Origin of the sequence: Parerythrobacter lutipelagi (assembly GCF_005434975.1) — a bacterium.
GTDB classification, from domain to species: domain Bacteria; phylum Pseudomonadota; class Alphaproteobacteria; order Sphingomonadales; family Sphingomonadaceae; genus Parerythrobacter_A; species Parerythrobacter_A lutipelagi.
This window is the reverse complement of sequence record NZ_SKCJ01000001.1, coordinates 1,018,383-1,042,763: the sequence shown is the minus strand read 5'-3', so window position 1 is coordinate 1,042,763 and position 24,381 is coordinate 1,018,383. Positions and strand designations below refer to the sequence as shown.

Sequence of the window (24,381 nt, the reverse complement as noted above, 5' to 3'; positions counted from 1 at the left end):
AGGCACGCGCGCATGATCCGCACTTTGCGCCTTCTTCTGTCAGCACCGCTCTTGCTTGCTGCAACCTCCTGCGCGCTGGGAGAAGGCGAGGACGAAGTCGATGTCGTGTTCATCGGAGATCCTGACAAGCTGCAGCAGAACGGGGTTCGTCTGACGCCGGCTGCTCAGCATGTGCGCGAAGCCACGGCCGAAGGGCTGGTGACATTCGATGCGGCCGGCAATGTCGTGCCTGCTATAGCAGAGAGATGGATCGTTACCGATGACGGGCTGAGCTACATTTTCCGGTTGCGCGATTCGCAGTGGGCCAACGGTTCACCGTTGACGGCCCAGAGTGTGAAGCAGGAGATGGATCGCACGCTTGCGCGGCTTGAAGGGACCTCGCTCGGCCTCGATGTGGACATCATTGCCGATGTTCGCGCGATGGCTGGCCGGGTGGTGGAAATCCAGCTTGAGCATCCGATGGCCGAGTTTCTCCAACTGCTCGGACAGCCGGAACTCGGTCTGATGAGAAACAACCGCGGGCTCGGACCGATGGTTGCGGAAGAGTCCGATGGGCAGGTAGTCCTCACGGCACTGCCGCCCGAACAACGCGGTCTGCCGGCATTCGAAGACTGGGATGAAACCGTCCGCCCCGTCATCCTGCGGGCCTACCCGGCGGAAGACGCCATCGCGGCGTTTGAATCGGGCGAGGCGGATGCTGTACTCAACGGCCGTATCCAGAACCTGTTGCTCGCGGATGTCGGGCCGCTTTCGCGCGGGACCATCCGGCTCGATTCAGTGACCGGTCTGCTCGGGCTGAAGGTTCGGCGGGCACGCGGATTTCTCGGGCAAAGCTACGAACGCGAAGCGCTGGCCATGGCGATCGACCGGGGCAAGCTGTTCGAAAGCCTGAATCTGGGCCAATGGCAGCAAACGACCCGGATAGTGCCGCAACTCGATCTCGCGTCGGAGACGCCTCAGCCGCAACGCTGGTCCGGCATGACGGTCGAACAGCGTCAGACCGAGGCGGCCAGGCGCGTCGCCGGCTGGATCGGGCGGGGCGGAGCAGATCGCACGGTGCGCATTGCCTTGCCCGCAGGACCGGGCTCGGACCGCGCTTTCGAGTCGCTGCAAGAGGACATTGGCGCAATCGGCTTGCAGCTCGTCAGAGTGGCCCAGACGCAGGAGGCAGATCTGGTTCTGGTCGACAGTGTGGCGCGCTATACCGACGAGCGCTGGTTCCTCAATCAGCTCAATTGCCGGGTCAGCCAGACATTGTGTTCGCGCGAAGCAGATCTCGCGGTGATCGCCGCACTGCGCGAAGACGACCCGGCGGAACGTGCCCGGTTGCTGGCCGAAGCAGAGACGATCCTGCTCGATCTGAACGGGTATATCCCGCTGGGGGCACCGGTCCGCTGGTCTCTGGTGCGCGGGGGTGTCGACGGTTTCGAAGCCAACCGGACGGGCTTCCATCCCTTGTTCCCGCTGGCTTTGCGCCCCATCTAGGCCGTGCGGGTCACATCGATCCGGAAGAGGAGTGTCGCATGCCAACGCCGCAACGCATGGAAGCCATGGGTCTCGAACTGCCGACCGGGACCGATCCGCATTCGGTCCGCAAACGGATCGAAGCAATGGAAATCCTGCTCGAGCGCAGCTTTCGCATTCCCGGGATCAACTATCCGGTCGGTCTGGATTCGCTGGTCGGGCTTGTCCCGGTGCTCGGCGATATCGTGACCACAGCGATGGGGGCATACATCGTCTGGGAAGCGCGCAATCTGGGCATGCCCAAGTGGAAGCTGTGGCGCATGGCGGGCAATGTCGGCTTCGATGCCCTGCTCGGCGCCGTTCCGGTTGTCGGCGACGCGGCCGATTTCCTGTTCCGCTCCAACACGCGCAACCTCAGGATCGTGAAGAAGCACCTGGACAAGCACCATCCGGCCACCCGTGTGATCGAAGGATAGTTTCGCTTGTGACGACTTGGCGCTAGGGCATGCCCATGGCACAAGACGTAACCTATTCCTCCTATCTCGATCTCGACCGGGTCCTGTCGGCGCAGCACCCGTCTTCGGGCGCGCATGACGAGATGCTGTTCATCATTGTCCATCAGGCGAGCGAGCTGTGGCTCAAGCTGTGCCTGCACGAGCTGAGCGAAGCACGGCAGCACATCATCGACGATCGGCTGCGGCCCGCTTTCAAGATGTTGTCGCGCGTGGCGCGCGCGCAGGGCCAATTGATCCAGAGCTGGGATGTGCTGAGCACCATGACCCCGCACGATTACTCGACCATTCGTCCGCATCTGGGCGGCTCCAGCGGGTTTCAGAGCGCACAATACCGGATGATGGAATTTCTCCTCGGTGGACGCAAACCGGACATGGTGACGATGCACGAGGCAACCCCGAAAGTTGCCGCAGCCTTGCGCGAGGAATTGGCGCGGCCGAGCATCTACCATGAGACGATCCGGCTGCTGGCGCGCCGCGGACTGGCTATCCCGCAGAACATTCTCGACCGCCCGGTCGGCGAATCCTGGGCGCACTCGCCTGCTGTCGAAGCAGCCTGGGCGGAGATATACCGGGACCCGAAAGAGCATTGGGATCTGTACGAACTGGCCGAGAAACTGGTCGACCTCGAATATCACTTCCAGCGCTGGCGCTTCGGACATCTCAAGACCGTCGAGCGGATTATCGGCTTCAAGACCGGCACCGGCGGGACGCCCGGCGTGCCCTATCTTGCAGGCGTGCTGAAGGCGGCGTTTTTCCCCGAGCTGCTGAGCGTCCGGACCGCGATATGAGCAGCTGGCAATCGACCCGCCGGATCTGGGATATCAGCCAGACCCTGCGCCCCGGCCTGCCGGTGTGGCCCGGCGACACCGAATTCACGTTCGAGCGCAGCTGGAAGATGGAAGACGGTTCGCCGGTCAATGTTGGGCGGATGACGATGAGCACCCATTCGGGCACACATGGCGATGCACCCTTGCACTACGCGCCGGAAGGGCTGGACGCGGCGGGCATGGAACTCGATCCCTATATCGGCGAATGCCTGGTGATCGATGCGCGCGCGGTCTCTGGGGCAATCGATGTCTCCGATCTGCCGCATCTGGACAGCGCCGACCGGGTCCTGTTTCGCACTTTCGAGACTTTTCCGCATGATGCGTGGGACAGCGATTTCACTGCCATCGCCGCCGAAACCATCGAGTGGCTCGCGCTGCAGGGTGTGAAGCTGGTCGGAACCGACGCCCCATCGGTCGATCCGCAGGACAGCAAGACCATCGATGCGCATAAGGCAGTGCTCAAACACGATATGCGGATCCTCGAAGGGCTGGTGCTCGATGATGTGCCCGAAGGCCGCTACGAATTGATCGCGCTGCCGCTCAAGATCGCCGGCGGCGATGCGGGATTGAGCCGCGCGATCCTGAGGGAATTGGCATGAGCGCGCTGATGGACCAAGCGCGCACGCTCGATGCGGCGGACCCGATCTCGGGTGCGCGCGAGCTGTTCGACCTGCCGGAAGGCGTGGTTTATCTCGACGGCAATTCGCTCGGTGCGCTGCCGAAGGCGACTCGCAAGCAGCTGGCGCAGGTGGTCGATGCGGAATGGGGCCGCGACCTTATTCGCAGCTGGAACACCGCAGACTGGATCGGAATGCCGCAGCGGATCGGCGGCAAGATCGCCCCGCTGATCGGTGCGCACGCCAATGAGGTCATCGCCTGCGACAGCGTTTCGGTAAACCTGTCCAAGCTGATCGGGGCAGCGCTTGCAATGCGCCCGGGCCGCACGGTGGTGCTTAGCGAACCGGGCAATTTCCCGACCGACCTCTACATGGTGCAAGGCAGCTCTGCCGAGCAGCGGCTGGCCGCGCGCGACAAGATTATCGAGGCGCTCGACGAAGATGTGGCGCTGCTGATGCTCACCCATGTCCATTACAAGACCGGTGAAATGTTCGACATGGTAGCGCTGACCAAGGCTGCGCATGACGCGGGCGCGCTGGTGCTGTGGGACCTGTCGCATTCGGGCGGCGCGGTGCCGGTCGACCTCAACGGCGCGGGCGCGGACCTGGCGGTCGGCTGCGGCTACAAGTATCTGAATGGCGGTCCCGGCGCCCCGGCCTATGCCTTCGTCGCAAAACGGCATCATGAGGCGCTGCAAAACCCGATCAGCGGCTGGATGGGCCACGCGGCGCCCTTTGCCTTCTCCGACGAATACGCGCCTGCCCCCGGCGTCTCGCGCCTGCTGGCGGGCACCCCGCCAGTGCTGGCGATGGCCGCGCTCGAATGCGGTGTGGAGCTGATGGCGGATATTGGGATGGGTCCGCTGGTCGCCAAATCGCGCGCGCTGAGCGAGTTTTTCCGCGCCGCAATGTCCGAACACTGCCCCGAACTCGTATGCGTCAGTCCCGTCGACCCGGCGGCACGTGGCAGCCAGCTCTCCTACCGTCACGAAGAAGCCTATGCGCTGTGCCAGGCGCTGATCGCGCGCGGCGTGATCGGCGATTTCCGCGACCCCGATATCCTGCGCTTCGGTTTTGCCCCGGTTTACGTCCGCTTCGAGGATGGCGCGCTGGCAGTCGAGGCGCTGGCGGAGATACTGGCGAGCGGTGAGTGGGAGCGGGAGGAGTTCCGGCAGCGGGCGGCTGTGACTTAGTTCTGGTCATGCCTTGGCGGGCGAACGTCGGAGGTTTCGGTCAGCAATGGCCGCTGGCTGCCGAGCGCTGGCTGCCGAGCGCTGACGGCTTGTAAATCATGGCAACAACACCATATCGACCTCATCGAGAGCCCGCCTGATAGTGCTCCTCGAGTGAGAGAAGAGCGCGCTTCTGCATCGGATCTCGCCTATTATTCAAAAATCATCAGACAATTCGTGAATGGCCGAGGCGGCCAGAGCTGCCGTTGGCGAGCGCGAAAGTTCTAATCGTGTTTGAAGGCAATTTTTCAACAGCGTGATGCGAGCCGGGCATCCCACTCCGTCCAGCCGTCAATACGCGAGCCAGCCTCACGCACCGCTCTCTTCCACTGTGATCAAGGATTTCCAAATGACCAGCACCGTCGAAACAAGAGCTACTGACGGCCGTGGAGACGGAATTTTCGCTCTCGGACCATTCGAGGCAGGAGATACTCTATACGTTGGCGTGCTTGATGAAATTCGGATCAAGAACCATTCTCATGCTTCTCAAATAGGGAAAACCAGTTTCGGGTTTCATTCCGGGCTCAGTTCCATTTTCAACCATTCGTGCGATCCCAATTGCGGGATACGGATCAACGAAACCGGCGGACACGATATCGTCGCGATCCGCCATATTTCTGCTGGTGACGAAGCGGTCTACGACTACGCTATGCGCAATTATCAGATCCAGCATTTCCCGTGTCCTTGCTCTTGCGGGGCGGCGAATTGCCGCAATTCCATCACTGGCTGGAAAGACCTGCCGCAGAACCGCAAAGACGCCTACGCCAGTTTTGTCGCACCCTATTTGATCGAAATCGATATTGAGCAGGCGGCAGCCATCCGTCTGGCACACGCCCCGGACCGACATATTTCCTGATTTGTTTTCAGATCAAGACCTATCCATTTCGATCCTTGGTCTTTGACTTTACGTAACGAAAAAGCCCGATGGCGAGTGCGAGCAGCAACACTGCCAGCATCGCCGACAGGCCAAAGACCAGGAAATGTCTAATCTGCATGTGAGCCCTTTTGAGCTAGCGCTTCGCTTGCAAATTCATCGGCAATTTCGGTGTCTTCTTTGCTCAGGGCTTCCGGCACGCCGGCTTCGTGTTTCTCGGCTCGCGCCGCTTCTTTGCCCCAAGCCTCGGCGGCCTTGGCCGCGATCTTGCGGCGATTGACCAAAGGATCACTGACCGACAATTCCAACTGCCGCGCTTGTTCGGCGCGGCATCTTTCAGCAGTCAGGCGCACCCGCCAGCTACTTGCCTCGTCCGGACTTCATGTGCTCCAGCCCTGGAACAACACCGGCCTTTTGTGACGGGTTGGCGGCGTTGCCTTTGACCTTCTCTGCCTTGGGCTTGCGGATCTCGCGCTTCGATTTTCTCTGTGATTTGGCCATTTGGGCTTTCCTTGCGTGGGTTCACGGGAAGCCCGGTACGAGCAGCTCCGCGAGATCGCCCAATTCGGTCTGTCGAACATCCGAACAGGCGATTGCGAATTCTGCCTCAGGAAAGCCAATCAACGGGATGTTGATTGTGAAGAGACACCGTCAGACAGTGTTCCGGCTGCCAAGCCGCAACGACGTGTGTCTGATATGGGGTCGCCCGGCGGCGAATGTAAGGTCGGTGCGATCAGCTCCCGCGCCAATACACCGCTGGCCTATTATGCCTCCAGCTCGATATCCCAGTAGAGCCAGTCGCACCAGGTTTCGTGCAGATAGCCCGGCGGGAACTGCTTTCCGTGCTGCTGCAACTGCCAGTGCGTCGGCCGGATCGGGTCGTTATACAGCCGCATCCCGGCCTGTTTGGGCGTGCGTCCACCCTTCTTCATGTTGCACGGTGCGCAGGCGCTGGCGATGTTTTCCCATGTCGTGCGGCCGCCGAGACGGCGGGGGATGACGTGGTCGAAGGTGAGATTGCCCATGTCGCCGCAATACTGGCAGGCGAAGCGATCGCGCAGGAACAGGTTGAAGCGGGTGAAGGCGGGAAATTCGCTTGGCCGGACGTATTGCTTCAGCGCGATGACGCTCGGAATCTTCATGTCGAGCGACGGCGAATGGACGTGCCGGTCATAGGTCTCGATCACGTCGACCCGCTCGAGGAAAATGGCCTTGATCGCCGTCTGCCACGGCCACAGGCTCAGCGGGTAGTAAGACAGCGGGGTGTAGTCCGCATTGAGGACGAGGGAGGGGCACGACGCGAGATTGCGCGTCGGATCCTCCATGCTACTTCGGGCGTGTGCTGCCCGTTCGATCAACTCGGCCTTAAACACGTGTTGCGTCCCCTCCGGTTGACGCTGAAGAATGCACTTGCGCTGAAAAGCGTCAAGACTGTTACAGACAGGCTATCCACAGGGTTGTCCTCCTGCGGCATTGCGACGATCCTCGAGGCCGTTCGTGCTGAGCCTGTCGTAGCACCCTTGTGCCATTGCCCTTCGACAGGCCGGGGGCGAAAGGATTAAGGGATTGAGAGCATGACCACCGTTACCCGCTTCGCCCCCAGTCCCAACGGGATGCTGCATCTCGGCCATGCCTTTGCCGCCGTTATCGCGCATGACCTTGCGGCTGAGCGTGGCGGGCGGTTTCTGCTCCGGATCGAGGATATCGACGGGGCGCGGAGCAAGCCGGAACTGGCGGAGGCTTTCCGCAAGGACCTGTCATGGCTCGGGCTTGACTGGGGCGAAGTGCCCGCACAATCGCTCCGGCTGGCGAGCTATGCGGCGGCGGCAGACAAGCTGCGCGATGCCAGCTTGCTTTACCCGTGCGTGTGCTCCCGGGCTGAAATCAAGGCGGCGGCGACGCAGATCGGTCCGGAGGGGCCGGTCTATCCCGGTACCTGCAAGGGGCGCGCGCTCGATCCGTCGCAGCCGCATGTCTTGCGTCTCGACGTGGCGGCGGCGCTTCGGCGCACAGGCCCGCTGCGATGGGTCGATGAGCTTGCGGGAGAGCAGCAGGCCCGGCCCGAGCTGCTCGGCGATGTCGTGCTGGTGCGCAAGGATGAGCCGGCCAGCTACCACCTCGCTGCCACGCTCGACGATGCGGTAGACGGCGTGACGTTGGTGACGCGCGGGAAGGATCTGTTCGCCGCGAGCCATGTCCACCGGCTGCTGCAGGCGCTGCTCGGCTTGCCGGTGCCGACCTGGCACCATCACGCCTTGCTGCTCGATGCCGAAGGCCGCAAGCTTGCCAAGCGGCGTGGTTCGCAGTCGCTCGCCGACCTGCGTGAGGGCGGTGAGGACGGACTGTTGCTTGCCGAGCAACTGAGGTTGCACCGATTTCCGTCTGGAATTTCGCTCGAAGAGGCCTAGATACTGCGCATGAACACTATCCTCATCATCCTGCTCGTCGGCTTTATGGCCATGGTCCTGTTCTCGCTTGTGAAAGGCGTTGTCGCTTTTCTGAGGACGACCAAGATCGACCTCGAAACGGGCGATGGAGAGACGGTTACCGAGATGCAGGTGCTGCAGAACAAGGCCATGTTCGCGCGCATCAAATATCAGGCGCTGGCGATTGTCGTGGTCGCCATCCTGCTCGCGATGGGCGGCGGGCGCAGCTGACAAACCTCCCGCAAGGGAGAGGGGGGACAATTTGGTCAAGCTGAACAAGATCTACACCCGAACGGGGGATGATGGTTCGACCGGGCTGGTCGATGGCTCCCGCACATCGAAACATGGGGCGCGCATCGAAGCGATCGGCGTGGTCGATGAAGCAAACAGCACGATCGGTTGGGTTGGCGCCATGCTCGCCGCAAGCGATTTCGCGCGCGACCTGTTCCGCATCCAGAACGACCTGTTCGATCTCGGCGCGGACCTCGCGACACCGGGAGACGACTTCGAACCGTCGGAAATGGTGCTGCGGATCATCCCTTCACAGGTTGAATGGCTGGAATTGGCGATCGACACGCTGAACGAAGATATCGAACCGCTGGACAGCTTCGTACTGCCCGGCGGATCGGATACTGCGGCGCGCGCGCACATCGCCCGCGCGACCGTCCGCCGTGCCGAACGAGCGATTGCGGCGCTGGCCGCGGCAGAGCCGGTCAATCCGGCGGCGCTCGCCTATGTCAACCGGCTGTCGGATTATCTGTTCGTATTTGCCCGCATGCTCAATGAAAACGGTGCGCGCGATGTGAAATGGGTGCCCGGGGCCAACAGATAGTCCAAGTCCGCTAGCCAAGCCGCCTTTCGCTCGCTAACACGCCCGCCTTGCTGCAAGTGCGAAGGAATGATGCGGTGCAAAATATCGGACAAAAAGCCGGGCAAAAGATCGCGGTCATCGGTGCGGGCCAGATGGGTTCGGGCATCGCACAAACCGTGGCAGGCTTCGGCCACGATGTGATCCTGTCGGATGTCAGCCTGGACCTTGCACAGCGCGCTGTCGGCAAGATCGAGGCCGCGCTCGGGAAACTGGTCGGCAAGGGAAAAATCGAGATCGCGGATGCGGAAGCGACCATCGCGCGGATAACTCCGGCTGCCGATTACGGCGCGATGGCGGAAGCCGATCTGATCATCGAAGCTGCGACCGAGCGCGAAGAAATCAAGCAGTCGATCTTCGAGGCTGCAGGCAAGGTTTTGCGCAGCGACGCGATCATGGCGTCCAACACAAGCTCGATCCCGATTACCCGCATGGCGAACTTCTCGCCCGATCCGGCACGCTTCATCGGTCTGCATTTTTTCAATCCGGTGCCGGTTATGGGACTGATCGAAGTGATCCCCGGCCTGGCAACGGCAGAAGCCACCACTCAGGCAATCGTCGCCTTCGCCGAAGGCCTCGGCAAGCAGGTCGTGCTGTCGCAGGATGAACCCGGTTTCGTCGTTAACCGCATCCTGCTGCCGATGATCAACGAAGCGATCTTCGTGCTTGGTCAGTCGACCGCCAATATCGAGGATATCGACAAGGGCTGCCGACTTGGTCTCAATCACCCGATGGGGCCGCTTCAGCTGGCTGACTTCGTTGGCCTCGACACCTGCCTCGACATCATCATGGTGCTCTATAACACCACCGGCGACAGCAAATATCGGCCTGCACCGCTGCTGGTGAAGTATGTTGAAGCCGGCTGGCTCGGGCGCAAGACCGGGCGGGGCTTCTACGATTACTCGGGCGAACTGCCTGTCCCGACGCGGTAAACTGAGGTCTCGTCCGGAACTCTCCTGCTCAGCCTCCGTTGAAAGAGGAAAGGAGATACCCATTGACCGACAAGACCACACCCGCGCCTGAACTGCACAACAGTGAACAGGACGACTCCATGAGCCAGGCGCACAATGTCGCCAAGCAGGCGCGCGATCATGCCAGTCATGTCGCCGGCGCGACGGAAAGCACGAAATCGGACAACGATGTGCCGATGGGCGCAAGCCCGCAGGACACGATCGACCATATGCGCGACATGGAAAGCTCGGGGCGGATCGATATGGATGCCTACGCGGGTGAACCCAACCACGATGACAATGTCGACAAATACGGCAAGGACAACCGCCCGGGCGATCTGCCCAAAGGCGTCAGCTAAGCGTCCAGCTGACCGTCGGTCAGAACCCACAGAGCAACGATCAGGATCGCGGCACCTGCTGCGATCGACCAGGCGACCAGGCGCAAATTGGGCAATTTGGGCGAATCGATCGCGTGTGATGACAGGCGATCGAAAGCTTTGCATGCGCGTCGCTCCGCCCCGATGGCAAACACGATTGCGAGTGTGATGAACAGCGTTGCGATGGCTTTTGCCAGCCAGGGCGGGTCGAACTCGCCGAATAGCGCGCGGAAACCGATACCGATGGCTATCGCGGCAAAAGCCGTGCGCATCCATCCGGCGAATGTGCGCTCGAGCGCCATGATCGTCCGGTCTTCCGCCCAGTCGGTGCGATCCTCAGCCCATTTCGTGCTTTTGTCGGTTTCTTCATCGCCCTTCGGCGGATCGTCCTGCGCCATCACCTGGCCGTAGGGCGAGAGCACCGACAACGCAAATCCGGATAATGCCGCAGGTTTGGCCTACTCTTCCGTTGCATTCTCGACAAACAATGTGGGTTCGCCCAGCTGATCGACCGGAAGCGCGGGTCTTTCGATCCTCGGCGTCGGATCGAAACCTGATGGATCGGTGCCTGCGGGATCGATGCCCTGTGCATCATCGATCAGATCTTCTTCGGATGCGGCCACTTCAATCACTTCGCGCGGCTTGGCCCGCTTGGTCTCGGCCGGCGCAGCGGCCTGGATTTCCCGTTCGAAGGCATCGCGCTGATCCTGCAATTCCGCCGCAGCGCGTTGGATCGCGCCGTCCTGTTCTTCCGTACCGACCAGATTTGCAGCCCCGATCATCGCCAATCCGACGAACACCAGGGCCCCGATCCGGTTCTTGAACATATAGCCGCGCATAGCGGAGGGGATTGTAACGCCGAGAGGTTAACTATCCGTGGGTGCCGCCGCGCGTTGCAGTTCGTACAAGATATCAAGCGCCTCGCGCGGGCTCAGCGCATCAAGTTCGAGCGCTTGCAGCTTGTCACGCACCGGATCGACTGGCTCTTCCTCCTCCTCGCTTCGGTTTACCGCCGCGAACAGGGGCAGATCACCGAGTCCCGCTGCGAGGCCGCCTGTCTCTGCGCGCCCTTTCTCCAGACGGTCGAGCACCGACTTGGCCCGTGCGACGACATCCTTGGGAATGCCTGCCAGTTTAGCGACCGCCAGCCCGTAGCTGCGATCGGCCGGGCCTTCTGTCAGCTCGTGCAGCAGCACCAGATCGCCTTTCCACTCGCGCGCCCGGACATGATGGAGTGACAGCGCATCGCAGCTGTCGGCGAGCCGCGACAATTCGTGGTAATGCGTGGCGAATAGACAGCGGCAGCGGCTGGTTTCGTGCACCGCCTCTACCACTGCCCAGGCCAGCGCAAGTCCGTCATAGGTCGAAGTCCCCCGTCCTACTTCATCCAGGATGACGAAACTGCGAGTCGTCGCCTGCGACAGGATCGCGGCAGTTTCGACCATCTCGACCATGAAAGTGGAGCGTCCGCGGGCAAGATTGTCCGATGCGCCAACGCGGCTGAACAAGCGGTCGACGAGACCGATTTTTGCAGCACTCGCCGGGACGAAACCACCGGCCTGGGCGAGCAGAACAATCAGCGCGTTCTGACGCAGGAAGGTCGATTTACCGCCCATATTCGGACCACCGATGAGCCATAGGCGGTCGCTTGGTGCCAGATTGCAGTCATTGGCGACGAAGCGCTCGCCGGTGGCGGCAAGCGCGGTTTCGACCACTGGATGGCGGCCCTGTGAAATCTCCAGACAAGGCTCGTCGACGATCTCCGGCCGCGCCCAGTCCCCTTCGGCTGCGCGTTCTGCCTGGCCCGCAGCTACATCCAGCCGGGCGAGCGCCGCTGCGGTGGCAGCGATTGCTTCGCGCGCAGCCACCACTTCGCCGACGAGTTCTTCGAAATGGGATTCTTCGGCCACCAGCGCACGGCCGCCGGCTTCGCTGATCCTGCCGGCTTCCTCGTGCAGGCTAAGCGAGTTGAACCGCACAGCGCCTTTCATCGTCTGCCGATGGGTAAAGCCGCTGTCAGGCGCCATCAGCGCGTCGGCATGGCGGCTGGAAACCTCGATGAAATAGCCGAGCACACCATTGTGCTTGATCTTCAGCGAGGCGATACCTGTTTCTTCGCGATACTTGCTTTCCAGCGCGGCAATCGCACGGCGGGCATTGCCGGAAATCTGCCGCAGCTCGTCGAGCGCGGCATCGTAGCCCTCAGCGATGAAGCCGCCGTTCTGCCGCTCTGTCGGCGGAGCAGCAACCAGCGCACGCTGCATGTGATCGACCAGCGCACCGTGCCCTCCCATCATCGGCAGCAGGTCCTGCAGCAGATCCGGTCGATCCGGCTTGCCGGCCAGATAATCGCGAATGCGCCGCGCTTCATTCAAGCCATCGCGGATTTGCCCGAGATCTCGCGGGCTGCCGCGCCCTGCGACAATGCGGCCAAGTGCCCGCCCGATATCGGGCAGCGCCCCTAACACTTCGCGCAAGTCCGCGCGCAGCAAGGGGTCGCTGTGCAGCCAATGGACAAGCCTCAGGCGCCGGGTGATGGCGTCGGTATCGCACAGCGGGGCCGCGAGATCTTCCGCCAGCAGGCGCGCCCCGGCCCCGGTCGAGCAGCGGTCTATCGCAGCGATCAGGCTGCCTTTTCGTGTGCCTTGCTGAGAGACAAGGATTTCAAGGCTCGATTGGGTCGCCGCGTCCATCGCGAGGTGCTGGTCACCGGCCCGCGCCAGGGGCGGCAACAGGAATGGCAGCTTGCCGCGGCCAACATGATCGAGATAGCTCAGCAATCCGCCGGCTGCAGCCAGCATGGCACGGTCGAAGGTGCCGAATGCATCGAGAGTCGCGACATCGTGCACCGCCTTCAGGCGCCGTTCGCCATTTTCGCTGGTGAAGTCGCTGCGGCCTCGCTCGATCGCGTCATCGGGCGCAAGCTCCCAGCCTTCGGGCACGACCACTTCGGACGCGCCCAATCTGGCCAGCGCCGCGCTCAGACTGCCCGGAGAAGTGCTTTCCAGCTCCATTCGACCGGTTGAAATATCGCAGCTCGCCAGCCCGAGGTCGCCGCGCACTTCGCATAACGCCACCAGCACATTCGCACGGCGCGGCTCGAGAAGCGCTTCTTCCGTCAGCGTGCCAGCGGTGACGAAACGCACGATATCGCGCTGCACCAGCGCTTTCGAGACGGGCGTTCCCTCTCGCTTCGCGCGCTGTTTGGCCTCTTCGGGGGTTTCGACCTGTTCCGCAATCGCGACCCGGCAGCCGGCTTTGATCAGCCGGGCCAGATAACCTTCCGCTGCATGCACCGGGACACCGCACATCGGCACAGCTTCGCCGCCGTGCTCCCCGCGCGTTGTCAGCGCGATATCGAGGATGGCAGCAGCTTGGCGTGCATCGTCGAAAAAGAGTTCGAAGAAGTCGCCCATCCGGTAAAACAGCAGGCAACCTTCGGCCTGGGCCTTCAGGCCGTGATACTGCTGCATCATCGGAGTAGACTTGCCTGCCATCCCGGCTGGTAAAGCCGCGACCTGCCGATTCGGGAAGGCCAGGCCGATGGGTTTCCCCTGTCGCCTTTCCCCTATCGTTTGCCGTGTGGCTTCGCTAAGCGCGAGGACGTTACGGAAACCGATAGGGGGGATACATCGTGGACGAAGAGAAAACGGGCAGCTTCAGCGAGCGCGAAGCGCTGTTCTATCACGAGACCATTCGCCCCGGAAAAATCGAGATCATCGCCTCCAAGCCGATGGCAACGCAGCGCGACCTCAGCCTGGCCTATTCGCCCGGCGTTGCGGTCCCGGTCGAAGCCATCGCGGCAGATCCGTCGCTTGCTGCGCGCTACACGGCGCGGTCCAATCTGGTCGCCGTGATCTCCAACGGCACTGCCATCCTCGGCCTCGGTAATCTCGGCGCGCTCGCTTCCAAGCCGGTGATGGAAGGCAAGGCGGTGCTGTTCAAACGCTTCGCCGATGTCGATTCGATCGATATCGAGCTCGACACTGAAGACCCTGACAAGTTCATCGAAGCGGTCGCATTGATGGAGCCGACCTTCGGCGGGATCAATCTGGAGGATATCAAAGCCCCGGAATGCTTCATCATCGAGCAGGCGCTGCGCGAACGCATGAACATCCCGATCATGCACGACGACCAGCACGGCACTGCAATTATTACCGCAGCCGGACTGCTCAACGCCTGCCATTTGACCGGGCGCGATATCAAGGATGTCAAAATCGTCGTCAATGGTGCCGGCGCGGCAGCCATCGCCTGCACTGCGCTGGTCAAGGCGATGGGGGCGCAGCATGACAATGTCATCATGTGCGACAGATCGGGCCCGATCACGCGCGACCGTGACAATCTCGACCAGTGGAAAAGCGCGCATGCGGTCGATACCGATGCCGGATCGCTGGAAGAAGCACTCGACGGTGCGGACATTTTCCTCGGCCTCAGTGCCGCAGGCGCGCTCAAGCCGGAGTGGGTCAAGAAGATGGCCGACAAGCCGATCATCTTTGCCATGGCCAATCCGGTGCCGGAAATCATGCCCGATGCGGCGAAGGCCGTGCGGCCCGATGCAATCGTTGCGACGGGCCGTTCAGACTTTCCGAACCAGGTGAACAACGTCCTCGGTTTCCCGTTCATCTTTCGCGGCGCGCTCGATGTGCAGGCGACCGCGATCAACGAAGAGATGAAGATTGCTGCGGCCCGTGCGATTGCCGAGCTGGCGCGCCAGCGCGTGCCGGAAGAAGTCGCGGCAGCATACGGCGTGAACCACAAATTCGGCACGGATTACATCATCCCGGCTCCGTTTGATCCGCGGTTGATGGAAATCGTTTCCTCTGCGGTGGCACAGGCGGCGATGGACACCGGCGTGGCCAAGGCTCCGATCGCGGACATGGATGCTTACCGTCTGTCGCTGAAGGCTCGCCTCAACCCGACCACTTCAATTCTGACGAACGTTTACGAGATCGCGAAAGCCAACCCCAAGCGGGTGGTGTTCGCCGAAGCGGAAGAGGATGTCGTGCTGCGTGCGGCCATCCAGTTCCGCGATTTCGGCTATGGGACGCCGATTCTGGTGGGCCGGACCAAGGCGGTTGCGGACAAGATGCACCAGCTCGGGGTCGAAAATCCCGGCGATTTCGAGATCCAGAACTCCGCCGATTGTGAATTCGTGCCGGAGATGGTCGACTATCTGTACCAACGGCTTCAGCGCAAGGGATACACCGAGCGCGATGTGCGCCGGATGGTCAATCAGGAACGCAACGTCTTTGCCGCGCTGCTGGTGGCGCTGGGGCACGGCGATGCGCTGATATCCGGCCTCACGCGGACCTTCGCGCAGACCGCGCGCGAGATCAATCGCGTGCTCGATCCGAAGCCGGAGGCGTTGCCGTTCGGCATCCATATGATGATCGGCAAGAATCACACGACGTTCCTTGCCGATACCACGATCAACGAGCGCCCGAGTGCGGCCGAACTTGCCCATATTGCGAAAGAAACTGCGGCTGTCGCGCGCCGCATGGGCCACGAACCGCGCGTCGCATTCCTGAGCTATTCGACGTTCGGCAATCCGAGCGGGCAGTGGCTGACCAATATTCGCGATGCCGTCGCCATGCTCGATGCCGAAAAACCCGATTTCGAATATGAAGGCGAAATGGCCCCGGATGCCGCGCTCAACGACAAGGTCATGGAACTTTACCCGTTCAGCCGCTTGTCGGGACCGGCCAACGTGCTGATCATGCCGGGTCTGCAATCGGCGAACCTGTCCGCCAAGCTGCTGCGCGAACTGGCCGGCAATGCAACCATCGGCCCGATGCTGATCGGGATGGAAAAGCCGGTTCAGATCGCTCCGATGACCGCGATTGCGCCCGATGTGCTGACGCTGAGCGTGTTGGCAGCGGCTGGAGTCGTTGGCTGATAGCGGGCTTTGCGCGATGAATGCCATTCCCTGCCAGCGAGACCGCTTCGCGATCCCGCCGGACGTGCATTATCTCAATTGCGCCTATATGGCACCGCTTTCGCACGAGGTCGCGGATGCGATGGAGCGCGGCGCACGGCGCAAGCAGGCCCCATGGAATTTCCAGCCGGCGGACTTCTTCCGCCTGTGCGAAAATTTCCGCAGCAAGGCCGCACGTCTCGCCGCTGTCGAGGCGGATCGGATCGCCATCACTCCGTCGGTCAGCTATGCAATGGCGATTGCCGCGCGCAACCTGCCGCTTGCCAAAGGGCAGTCGGTGGTGACGCTGGCCGACCAGTTCCCTTCGAACATTTACGCCTGGCGGGAACGGGCTGCTACGGTTGGCGCGGAAATGGTCACACTACAGCGGGACGCCCACAGCTGCTGGACCGGCGCAGTTCTGAGCGCGATCGGTGAGGATACCGGCATTGTGGCAGTGCCGCAGTGCCATTGGGCCGACGGACGGATCGTCGATCTCGTCGCGGTCGGGCACAAGTGCCGCGAGCATGGCGCAGCGCTGGTGCTCGACCTCACTCAGTCCCTCGGCGCGATGCCGATCGACTTCGCGGCGGTGCAGCCCGACTTCGCGGTTGCGGCGTGCTACAAATGGCTGATGGGGCCGTATGGGCTGGCCATGCTCTATGTCGATCCGCGCCACCACGGCGGCGAACCGATCGAATACAACTGGATCAATCGCGCCGGGTCGGAGGATTTCACCCGGCTGGTCGATTATCGCGACGACTATCAGCCCGGTGCGCGCCGCTTCGACATGGGCGAGAAATCCAATCCCGCCCTGCTCGAAGGTGCCGGTGCCGCGCTCGATTACCTGCTGGAATTTGGTGTCGAGGCGATTTCTGCGTCCTTGGCCGGTCAAACGGGGAGGATCGAGCGCGAGGCTGCGTCAATCGGCCTCGGCATTCCGGCTCAAGGAACGCGCGCGCCCCATTTCCTGTCGCTCGGTTTCCCCGATGGCGTGCCCGATGGCCTCACTGAACGGTTGGCGCAACGCCATGTGCATGTTTCGCTGCGCGGCACTTCGCTGCGCGTGACGCCCCATCTTTACAACACCGACGCAGACCTGAAGGCCTTGCTCGCAACTTTGTGAAGCAACTGACGCGGCCCTTTACTTGGTCTCGGCCTTGTTCTTGGCCAAGGCCAAGTCGTTGGCAGACTGCAGTTGTTATGTCGTCGAATTGACATAGGCCGAATGCAAGCCAACATCTTGTCTGAAAATCATTTTTTCACTTCGGGGTCGCAACCAATGAAATTCTCATATGCCCGCCGTCTCGGCGGTTCGTCGCTTTTTGCTGTCGCGCTTTCTATTGCCACGGTCGGGGCTCCGGCCTTCGCGCAGGATGCTGAGGCGCCCGTCGCCAGCGAGGCGCAAGGCATGCCGGGCATTCCCGCATGGGGCATCGAAGGCGGTGAACTGCAGGCCGATCCGAGTGTCGTGTATGGCCAGCTGGAAAACGGCATGCGCTATGCGCTCAAGCGCAACACCCAGCCTGTTGGCGAGGCTTCGATGCGACTGATGATCGAAGTCGGCATGCGCGACGAGGCAGATGCCGAGGAGGGCGCCGCACATTTCGTCGAGCATATGGCTTTCAACGGCTCGACAAATATTCCCGAAGGGGAGCTTATCCCGATGCTGGAACGGCTTGGCCTGTCGTTCGGCGCCGATACGAACGCCGAAACGTTGCCGCAGCACACGATGTACAAGCTCGACCTGCCCAGCGTAGAGGACGAAACCGTCGATACTTCGCTGATGATCTTGCGCGAGATCGCCGGCGAACTGACCATGGCGCCCGAAGCGGTCGCGCGCGAGCGGGGTATTCTGATTTCCGAATACCAGGTGCGCAATACCCAAGGCTTGCGGCGTCATCTCGGTGTGGTCGACGACATCATGAGCGACAGCCGGATCGCTGAACGCGGGGTTGCCGAGCCGGACAAGTTCGAAGGAATTTCGGCGGAAACGTTGCGCGGATTCTACCACGGATATTACCGTCCAGACCGCGCGACGCTCGTCATTGTCGGCGATTTTGACCCCGCCGAGATGGCAACGCGGCTTGCCGCCCGGTTCAGCGATTGGGACGGCACCGGCGAAGCGCGTGAGCGATATGTTCCGGGCCCGGCTGAAATCGATGGCATGAAGATTGCCACTTTCAGCGACCCCGCGACGCCCTATCTCGCCGATCTGCAACGCGCGCTGCCTTATTCGCAGCCGGAAAACACGGTCGCTGAATTTCGCGAGCAGCTGCTGGACATTCTTGCCGCACGGGCCATCAATCTGAGGCTGGCACAGCTCGCCAAGGCCGAAAATCCATCCTCGCTCGGCGGGCAGGCGACTGCGCAATCGTTGTACGATTCGGTCAGGACCTACGGCCTCTACACTCTGGCCATCGAGAACAGGTGGGAAGATGCCTTGCGCGATGCGGAGCAGCAGTGGCGCAGGGCGGCGCTGTATGGTTTTACCCAGTCCGAGCTCGATGACGGTCTGTCTGCTCTGAAATCGGTCTTCGAAACTGGCGCGGCGCAGTCGGCTTCGGCGCGGAGCAGCGCGATCGCCAACGAGCTAGCGATCGGATCGACGCAAAATGCGGTGCGGCAATCCCCCGAACAGACCCTGGCGCTGTATCAGGCCGTAGCCCCGACCATCACGCCGGAACTGGTGCACGAGAATTTCCTTGCCAAGTGGGGTGATGCGCCGGCTTACGCACAGATCGCGAGCCCGGCCCCGCTCGATCAAGCGGAACAGGCGATCGCGCAGGTGCTCGAAGACAGCGCCGCAGTAGCGCTGGCCAAACCCGAAGAGACCGTAACGGCTGAATTCGCCTATACCGACTTCGGAACCCGCGGCACGGTGGTTTCCGATACGCGGCTGGATTATTTCGGCATTCGCGCCGTACGGTTTGCAAACGGTGTCAATCTCAACCTGCGGAAAACCGATCTCGAAGCGGGCAAGATTGCCGTACAGGTCGAAGTCGGCAGTGGGATGTCCGCGCTCGATACCGCGCCTTCGGGTATTCAGCTCCTCGCTCAGGTAATTGCCGGCGCGGACGATTTCGGGAAGCACACATCGGAAGAGATGCAGCGGATCCTGGCCGGGCGCCAAGTCGGCTTTGGCTACAATATTGGTCAGCAGGCGATTTTCATGGCCGCGTCAACCACACCAGGCGACCTCGAAATGCAGATGCAGCTCTTCGCTGCGCAGGTCACCGACACTGCGTTCAGCGAACAGGCGCAGCGTCAATATGCAGGCATCGCCCCGATTATCGCCACCAATCTGAAAGCCGATCCGCTGCAGCGCTTCAGCGTCGGGTATCCGTCGATTCTTGCTGGCGACGATGCCCGGTTCGGCCTGCTCGACCCACAGGATCTGGTCGATCTGTCCATGGCCGATCTGAAGACAATTGTCGGAACCCAGTTTGCGAGCGGAGCGATCGACATCGCGCTGGTCGGGGATATCGACGAAGAAAGCGCGATCGCGATCGTTGCGTCGACCTTCGGCGCTCTCGATCGACCCGAATTGGCGAGCGCTGAACCTGCGAAGGTGACTTTCCGCGAGGATCGCGGGGTTCGCACGATCTATCATGCCGGACAGGCCGACCAAGGGATGATCTCGCTCAGTTGGCCGACCGACGACAATGAAGATTTGAAGTCGACTTTGACGCGCGAGCTGCTGTCGAGCCTGATCGGACTGCGTGCAAACGAAGTCCTGCGCGAGGAACTGGGCGCGACTTACACTCCGAACGCTTTGTCTTCCGCGTCGCCGGTCTACGAAGGCTATGGGCACCTTACGTTGTTCGCGCCGGCTACCCCGGAAACGATGGATCAGGTTTCAGGCGCGATCCGTGCGCTCATGGCGGAATTCGTCGATGCCGCTCCGGGCGAGGATGCGATCCTGCGCGCCCGTCAGCCGATCCTTGCTAGTTACGAGCGGTCTGAAGGGACCAATGCGGCTTGGGCCGGCGTCGTGGCGGATGCCCAGAAGAAGCCCGTCACGCTCGAACGGCGCAAGAATCGCGCTGATGTCTTGCGCTCGGTCACGGCCGCCGACATCCGGGCGTCAGCGGTGCAATTCCTGACCGGCGAACCGGTTGAAATCCGGGTGATACCGCAAGCTGAAGAAGAGGGCGGCGACTAAGCCTTGCGCCGGTAACGGAAGTACCAGACCTCATGTTCGAACACGGTGCGGGCCTTGTGCTCGTACCGTGTTTCCGGCCAGCCGGAGGGGCGGTTCTCCCAGGTCGATCGGCCGTCGACCTGCCATTCGAACACGTCCGTGTGACGCTGCATCACCATCAAGGCGTGGCGCAGGTAGACATCGTGATCGGTGCCGAAACGGAACTCGCCGCCGGGCTTCAACTTGGCGGCAAACATCTTCACCGGTCCATCATTCATCATCCGGCGCTTCGCGTGCTTGTTCTTGGGCCACGGATCGGGATGCAGCAGGTAAAGCTGAGTCAGCGCACCATCCGGCACACGCGACAGCACTTCCAGTGCATCGCCCATATGCAGGCGCACATTGGGCAGCCGCCGATCTTCGACATGGGTCAACGCTTGTGCGACGCCATTGAGGAATGGCTCCGCTCCGACAAAGCCATGATCGGGCAGCAAATCGGCCCGATAGGCCAGGTGTTCGCCGCCGCCGAAACCGATCTCGAAATGCAGCGGGCGATCGTCCCCGAACAACCGCTCGGCGGTAACCGGGCCTTCGGCCGGCACGGCTATTTGTGGCAGCAAGTCATCGACCAGACCCTGTTGACGGGGCCGCAGGGGTTTGCCCTGGCTCCGGCCATAGAGCCGGTTGAGGGTGGTCGGATCGCCTTCCTTGAATGCAGACATGGCGCGCGCCCTAGCGGTTCGGGAAAGCGTGGTCCACTGTGCAACGGTTTCCCGCTACACCGACCGGCCAAAACCTCCTAAAAATGCGGAAGCTGTTTGATCCATTTCCCGGGCAACGTCTTTGATCTTTGCGGTGGCGGGTTACCGAACAGGACAACGGCAGCACCGGGCAAAGAAAAACGCCCGAGGCGTTTCCACCCCGGGCGCGTCCCCCATCCAGGAAAATTCTTCTGGTATCAGGCCGCTTCGGCCTCTTCCTGCGGATCGCGCAGCACATAGCCGCGGCCCCACACGGTCTCGATGTAGTTCTCGCCGCCGCATGCGTGGCTCAGCTTTTTGCGCAGCTTGCAGATAAATACGTCGATGATCTTGAGTTCGGGTTCGTCCATCCCGCCATACAGGTGGTTGAGGAACATTTCCTTGGTCAGCGTAGTGCCCTTGCGCAGCGAAAGCAGCTCGAGCATCGCATATTCCTTGCCGGTCAGGTGGACCCGTGCACCGTCGACTTCGACAGTCTTCGCATCGAGGTTGACCGCCAGTTTGCCGGTGCGGATGATCGACTGGCTGTGGCCCTTCGAACGACGCACCACGGCGTGGATGCGGGCGACCAGCTCTTCGCGGTGGAACGGCTTGGTCACATAATCGTCCGCGCCGAAGCCGAACGAGCGAATCTTGCTGTCCATTTCGGCAATGCCGGAAAGGATCAGGACCGGGGTCTGCACCTTGGCGACGCGCAACTTCTTGAGCACATCGTAGCCGTGCATGTCCGGCAGGTTGAGGTCGAGCAGGATGATGTCGTAATCATACAGCTTGCCCAGATCGAGGCCTTCCTCGCCCAGGTCCGTAGAGTAGACGTTGAAGCCTTCGGTCGTCAGCATCAGCTCGATTGCCTTTGCCGTTGTCGGCTCGTCTTCAATCAACAGTACACGCATGGGTGGTTTCCCCTTTTGCCCCAAACCCTGGTAACCCCTCGTTCAGAGGTGTTGACCTGTATTAACCACACGAGGTCTGAAGAAAAAAGGTTAACGGCAGGTAAAGCGCCATTCGTTTTTTTGCGTGAGTCTTTCGAGTCACACTAGGATTTGCGTGCTTTAGAGACCTTGCAGCTTTTTCTGGCGGCGGCGCTGCACGCTTGAGCCGATCCCCATGGCTTCGCGGTATTTGGCGACCGTCCGTCGGGCCAGGTCGAAGCCTTCCGCCTTGAGCAAGTCCACCAGCTTGTCGTCCGAGAGGATTTTTTTCGGATCTTCCTCGTCAGTCAGCGCCTTGATGCGGGCCTTCACGCTTTCCGAGCTGGCACCTTCGCCATCGGCCCCTTCGCCCATCCGGCCCACTCCGCTGGTGAAGAAGTACTTCAGCTCGAACGTGCCGCGATCGCAATGCAGGTACTTGTTGCTCGTCACCCGGCTGACCGTGCTTTCGTGCATCTCGATTTCCTCGGCCACTTCGCGCAGGGTTAGCGGACGCAGTTCCGAAACGCCGCGACGAAAGAAGCCATCCTGCTTCTTCACGATTTCCGCAGCCGTCTTGAGAATGGTCTTCTGCCGTTGGTCGAGCGCTTTGATCAGCCAGTTCGCGTCGGCGAGCTTTTCACCGAGCCATGCCCGGCTTGCCTTGTCGGTGCAGCCGCTTTTCATTTCTACGTAATATTCGCGATTGACCACCAGGCGCGGCAATGTCGCCTGGTTGATGCGGATATCCCACCCACCGTCGTCTGCCGGATTAAGCAGAATGTCCGGCACGATGGCCGCCTCTGCCGCGCCGCCGAACTGCAAACCGGGCTTCGGGTCGTAGCCGCGCAATTCGGACAGCATTTCAGCAAAATCTTCGTCATCGACCTGGCACATCCGTTTGAGCCGGGTGAATTCTCCACGCGCCACAAGCTCCAGATTGTCGATCAGCCGCGCCATGCAGGGGTCGTAGCGGTCGGCTTCCTGCGCCTGAAGCGCGAGGCATTCGGACAGGGTGCGTGCACCGACGCCGGTGGGGTCGAGCGTCTGCACCACGGCGAGCGCGCGTTCGAGTTCTGCGGGCAACACGCCCAGATCCGCGGCAGTCTCTCGCAAGCCCGAGGTCAGATAGCCGGCTTCATCCAGCAAACCGATCAGGTGCCGGGCCAGAAATTCTTCCCGAATATCACCTGCGGCAGCGCCAACCTGTTCAAGCAAATGGTCCGCCAGCGTCGTTTCCGCGCCGCTCTGATTTTCAAAGTCGGGCAGATCGCCCTGCGGGCCGCCGCCCCCGGCGCTGCCCCATTCGCCATCGCCGGTATCGCGGTCGCGATCGAGTGCTGAGCTATCGATATCCAGCGCACTGTCGCCTTCGCCGCTGTCAGAACTTGGCTCGGCGGGTGCGATCTGGTCGCTCTCGCTGCCATCTTCGCGCTGCACCTCGCCCGCTTCGAGCAGCGGGTTCGACTCCAGCGCATCGCCGATGAAAGTCTCGATCTCGAGGTTGGACAGCGCCAGCAGCTTGATCGCCTGCTGCAACTGCGGCGTCATCACCAGCGATTGCGATTGCCTAAGGTCTAACCGGGGACCCAGCGCCATGATCTAGACCCCGCCGCGCGTTCGCATCACAGGGTGAAAGATTCGCCGAGATACAGGCGCTTCACATTCTCGTCGGCAACGAGATCCTGCGGCGTCCCGGCAAACAGCACTTGCCCGCCATAAATGATGCAGGCGCGATCGACGATTTCGAGCGTTTCGCGCACATTATGGTCGGTGATCAGCACGCCGATACCGCGCGTCTTGAGATCGGCAACCAGATCGCGAATATCGCTGATCGAAAGCGGGTCGATCCCGGCGAACGGTTCGTCGAGCAGCATGATCGATGGTTTGGCCGCCAGTGCGCGGGCAATTTCGCAGCGTCGCCGCTCACCACCTGAAAGCGCCATTGCCGCGCTTTCGCGTAGCCGGGTAAGTCCGAATTCGTCGAGCAAGCGCTCCAGCTCGTCGCTGCGCGTTGCCGCATCGGGTTCGACCATTTCGAGCACGCAATTTATGTTTTGCTCGACCGTCATTCCGCGAAAAATGCTTGTTTCCTGTGGCAGATAGCCAAGGCCCAGAATCGCGCGGCGATACATCGGCAGCTTGGTTACATCCTCGCCATCCATCAGAATGCGGCCCGAATCAGGCTTCACCAGGCCCATGATGGAATAGAAGCAAGTCGTCTTGCCTGCCCCGTTCGGCCCCAGAAGACCGAGCACTTCGCCTTTCGCCACGGTCAGCGATATATCGGTCAGCACTGCGCGCTTGTCATAGCTCTTCGCGATAGAGACAACTTCCAGCCCGCCGTTCGGCAGCGGTGCCGTCGCGTCGGTTTTCGAAGCCTGTTCAAGCTGATCGGTCATGCTCATCGCTTCCTTTTAGCAAGCCAGCGGGGCTTGCAAACCCCTGCTGTCGGAGAATTGGCAGGATTCCTGCATGGAGTATTGCATGGAGTATTGCAT

At 61.6% G+C, this 24,381-nt stretch carries 24 protein-coding genes; 14 read left to right on the top strand and 10 right to left on the bottom strand.

Going from position 1 to position 24,381, the window contains the following annotated elements; genetic code table 11:
• Window positions 1-12 precede the first annotated feature (12 nt).
• The 6 genes from E0502_RS05185 to E0502_RS05160 all read left to right on the top strand — a co-directional run bounded on the left by E0502_RS05185 (window position 13) and on the right by E0502_RS05160 (window position 5,511).
• Window positions 13-1,485 (top strand): ABC transporter substrate-binding protein, encoded by a 1,473-nt coding sequence (locus E0502_RS05185; RefSeq protein ID WP_240048873.1) that lies wholly within the window; start codon window positions 13-15, stop codon window positions 1,483-1,485.
• A gap of 38 nt (window positions 1,486-1,523) precedes the next feature.
• Window positions 1,524-1,940 carry a DUF4112 domain-containing protein gene (locus E0502_RS05180; RefSeq protein ID WP_137676853.1) on the top strand — a complete coding sequence of 139 codons (417 nt, stop codon included), beginning with the start codon at window positions 1,524-1,526 and terminating at the stop codon, window positions 1,938-1,940.
• A gap of 35 nt (window positions 1,941-1,975) precedes the next feature.
• Window positions 1,976-2,767 carry a tryptophan 2,3-dioxygenase gene (locus tag E0502_RS05175; protein ID WP_137676852.1) on the top strand — a complete coding sequence of 264 codons (792 nt, stop codon included), beginning with the start codon at window positions 1,976-1,978 and terminating at the stop codon, window positions 2,765-2,767.
• Window positions 2,764-3,405 carry an arylformamidase gene (kynB, locus tag E0502_RS05170; RefSeq protein ID WP_137676851.1) on the top strand — a complete coding sequence of 214 codons (642 nt, stop codon included), beginning with the start codon at window positions 2,764-2,766 and terminating at the stop codon, window positions 3,403-3,405. Before E0502_RS05175 ends, kynB begins: the two co-directional genes overlap by 4 nt.
• Window positions 3,402-4,616: a kynureninase gene (gene kynU / locus E0502_RS05165; RefSeq protein ID WP_420813471.1), complete on the top strand. Its 1,215-nt coding sequence runs from the start codon at window positions 3,402-3,404 to the stop codon at window positions 4,614-4,616. Before kynB ends, kynU begins: the two co-directional genes overlap by 4 nt.
• A gap of 370 nt (window positions 4,617-4,986) precedes the next feature.
• Entirely contained in the window at window positions 4,987-5,511 is a 525-nt protein-coding gene (locus tag E0502_RS05160; protein WP_204517926.1) for an SET domain-containing protein-lysine N-methyltransferase, read from the top strand.
• A gap of 128 nt (window positions 5,512-5,639) precedes the next feature.
• Here E0502_RS05160 and E0502_RS05155 read toward each other — a convergent pair whose 3' ends face one another.
• From E0502_RS05155 to E0502_RS05150, 3 genes are all read right to left on the bottom strand, one after another.
• Window positions 5,640-5,882 (bottom strand): hypothetical protein, encoded by a 243-nt coding sequence (locus E0502_RS05155; protein ID WP_137676849.1) that lies wholly within the window; start codon window positions 5,880-5,882, stop codon window positions 5,640-5,642.
• 7 nt (window positions 5,883-5,889) lie between these two features.
• Window positions 5,890-6,030, bottom strand: a complete 141-nt coding sequence (locus tag E0502_RS15185) for a hypothetical protein (RefSeq protein WP_192895922.1) — start codon at window positions 6,028-6,030, stop codon at window positions 5,890-5,892.
• Between the two features lie 263 nt (window positions 6,031-6,293).
• The gene (locus tag E0502_RS05150) at window positions 6,294-6,902 is read right to left on the bottom strand and encodes an HNH endonuclease (RefSeq protein ID WP_137676848.1); all 609 of its coding nucleotides are present in this window, start codon (window positions 6,900-6,902) and stop codon (window positions 6,294-6,296) included.
• A 201-nt stretch (window positions 6,903-7,103) separates the two neighbouring features.
• On the opposite strand from E0502_RS05150, the gene gluQRS reads away from it, so the two are divergent.
• From gluQRS to E0502_RS05125, 5 genes are all read left to right on the top strand, one after another.
• Window positions 7,104-7,937, top strand: a complete 834-nt coding sequence (gene gluQRS / locus E0502_RS05145) for a tRNA glutamyl-Q(34) synthetase GluQRS (RefSeq protein WP_137676847.1) — start codon at window positions 7,104-7,106, stop codon at window positions 7,935-7,937.
• Window positions 7,938-7,946: 9 nt separating this feature from the next.
• Window positions 7,947-8,186 (top strand): hypothetical protein, encoded by a 240-nt coding sequence (locus tag E0502_RS05140; RefSeq protein WP_137676846.1) that lies wholly within the window; start codon window positions 7,947-7,949, stop codon window positions 8,184-8,186.
• Window positions 8,187-8,217: 31 nt separating this feature from the next.
• Complete coding sequence (locus E0502_RS05135) at window positions 8,218-8,787, top strand: cob(I)yrinic acid a,c-diamide adenosyltransferase (protein WP_137676845.1); 570 nt, start codon at window positions 8,218-8,220, stop codon at window positions 8,785-8,787.
• Window positions 8,788-8,861: 74 nt separating this feature from the next.
• Window positions 8,862-9,755: a 3-hydroxyacyl-CoA dehydrogenase NAD-binding domain-containing protein gene (locus E0502_RS05130; RefSeq protein WP_275668350.1), complete on the top strand. Its 894-nt coding sequence runs from the start codon at window positions 8,862-8,864 to the stop codon at window positions 9,753-9,755.
• A 62-nt stretch (window positions 9,756-9,817) separates the two neighbouring features.
• On the top strand, window positions 9,818-10,132 hold the full coding sequence (locus tag E0502_RS05125) for a hypothetical protein (protein ID WP_240048872.1): 315 nt from the start codon (window positions 9,818-9,820) through the stop codon (window positions 10,130-10,132).
• Here the strand turns inward: E0502_RS05125 and E0502_RS05120 are convergent.
• Genes E0502_RS05120 through mutS form a run of 3 tightly spaced genes read right to left on the bottom strand, consistent with a single transcriptional unit; the run spans window position 10,129 to window position 13,647 of the window.
• Window positions 10,129-10,572, bottom strand: a complete 444-nt coding sequence (locus E0502_RS05120) for a YidH family protein (protein WP_240048871.1) — start codon at window positions 10,570-10,572, stop codon at window positions 10,129-10,131. The two genes, E0502_RS05125 and E0502_RS05120, sit on opposite strands and share 4 nt — an antisense overlap.
• Before the next feature lie 36 nt (window positions 10,573-10,608).
• Window positions 10,609-10,989, bottom strand: a complete 381-nt coding sequence (locus E0502_RS05115; protein WP_137676843.1) for a hypothetical protein — start codon at window positions 10,987-10,989, stop codon at window positions 10,609-10,611.
• 27 nt (window positions 10,990-11,016) lie between these two features.
• Complete coding sequence (gene mutS, locus E0502_RS05110) at window positions 11,017-13,647, bottom strand: DNA mismatch repair protein MutS (RefSeq protein ID WP_192895921.1); 2,631 nt, start codon at window positions 13,645-13,647, stop codon at window positions 11,017-11,019.
• Window positions 13,648-13,784: 137 nt separating this feature from the next.
• Here mutS and E0502_RS05105 point away from each other — a divergent pair, with 137 nt between their 5' ends.
• From E0502_RS05105 to E0502_RS05095, 3 genes are all read left to right on the top strand, one after another.
• Entirely contained in the window at window positions 13,785-16,046 is a 2,262-nt protein-coding gene (locus E0502_RS05105) for an NADP-dependent malic enzyme (RefSeq protein WP_137676842.1), read from the top strand.
• A 16-nt stretch (window positions 16,047-16,062) separates the two neighbouring features.
• Window positions 16,063-17,190 (top strand): aminotransferase class V-fold PLP-dependent enzyme, encoded by a 1,128-nt coding sequence (locus E0502_RS05100; protein ID WP_137676841.1) that lies wholly within the window; start codon window positions 16,063-16,065, stop codon window positions 17,188-17,190.
• 156 nt (window positions 17,191-17,346) lie between these two features.
• The gene (locus E0502_RS05095) at window positions 17,347-20,229 is read left to right on the top strand and encodes a M16 family metallopeptidase (RefSeq protein WP_161593705.1); all 2,883 of its coding nucleotides are present in this window, start codon (window positions 17,347-17,349) and stop codon (window positions 20,227-20,229) included.
• On the opposite strand, the gene trmB is transcribed toward E0502_RS05095, so the two are convergent.
• The 4 genes from trmB to lptB form a co-directional block, all read right to left on the bottom strand.
• Window positions 20,226-20,930, bottom strand: coding sequence for a tRNA (guanine(46)-N(7))-methyltransferase TrmB (gene trmB / locus E0502_RS05090; protein WP_137676839.1), 705 nt, complete (start codon window positions 20,928-20,930; stop codon window positions 20,226-20,228). The genes E0502_RS05095 and trmB overlap by 4 nt on opposite strands.
• A gap of 236 nt (window positions 20,931-21,166) precedes the next feature.
• The gene (gene ctrA / locus E0502_RS05085) at window positions 21,167-21,862 is read right to left on the bottom strand and encodes a response regulator transcription factor CtrA (protein WP_137676838.1); all 696 of its coding nucleotides are present in this window, start codon (window positions 21,860-21,862) and stop codon (window positions 21,167-21,169) included.
• 159 nt (window positions 21,863-22,021) lie between these two features.
• Window positions 22,022-23,479 (bottom strand): RNA polymerase factor sigma-54, encoded by a 1,458-nt coding sequence (gene rpoN, locus E0502_RS05080; RefSeq protein WP_137676837.1) that lies wholly within the window; start codon window positions 23,477-23,479, stop codon window positions 22,022-22,024.
• 26 nt (window positions 23,480-23,505) lie between these two features.
• Entirely contained in the window at window positions 23,506-24,288 is a 783-nt protein-coding gene (gene lptB, locus E0502_RS05075) for an LPS export ABC transporter ATP-binding protein (RefSeq protein WP_137676836.1), read from the bottom strand.
• Window positions 24,289-24,381 lie beyond the last annotated feature (93 nt).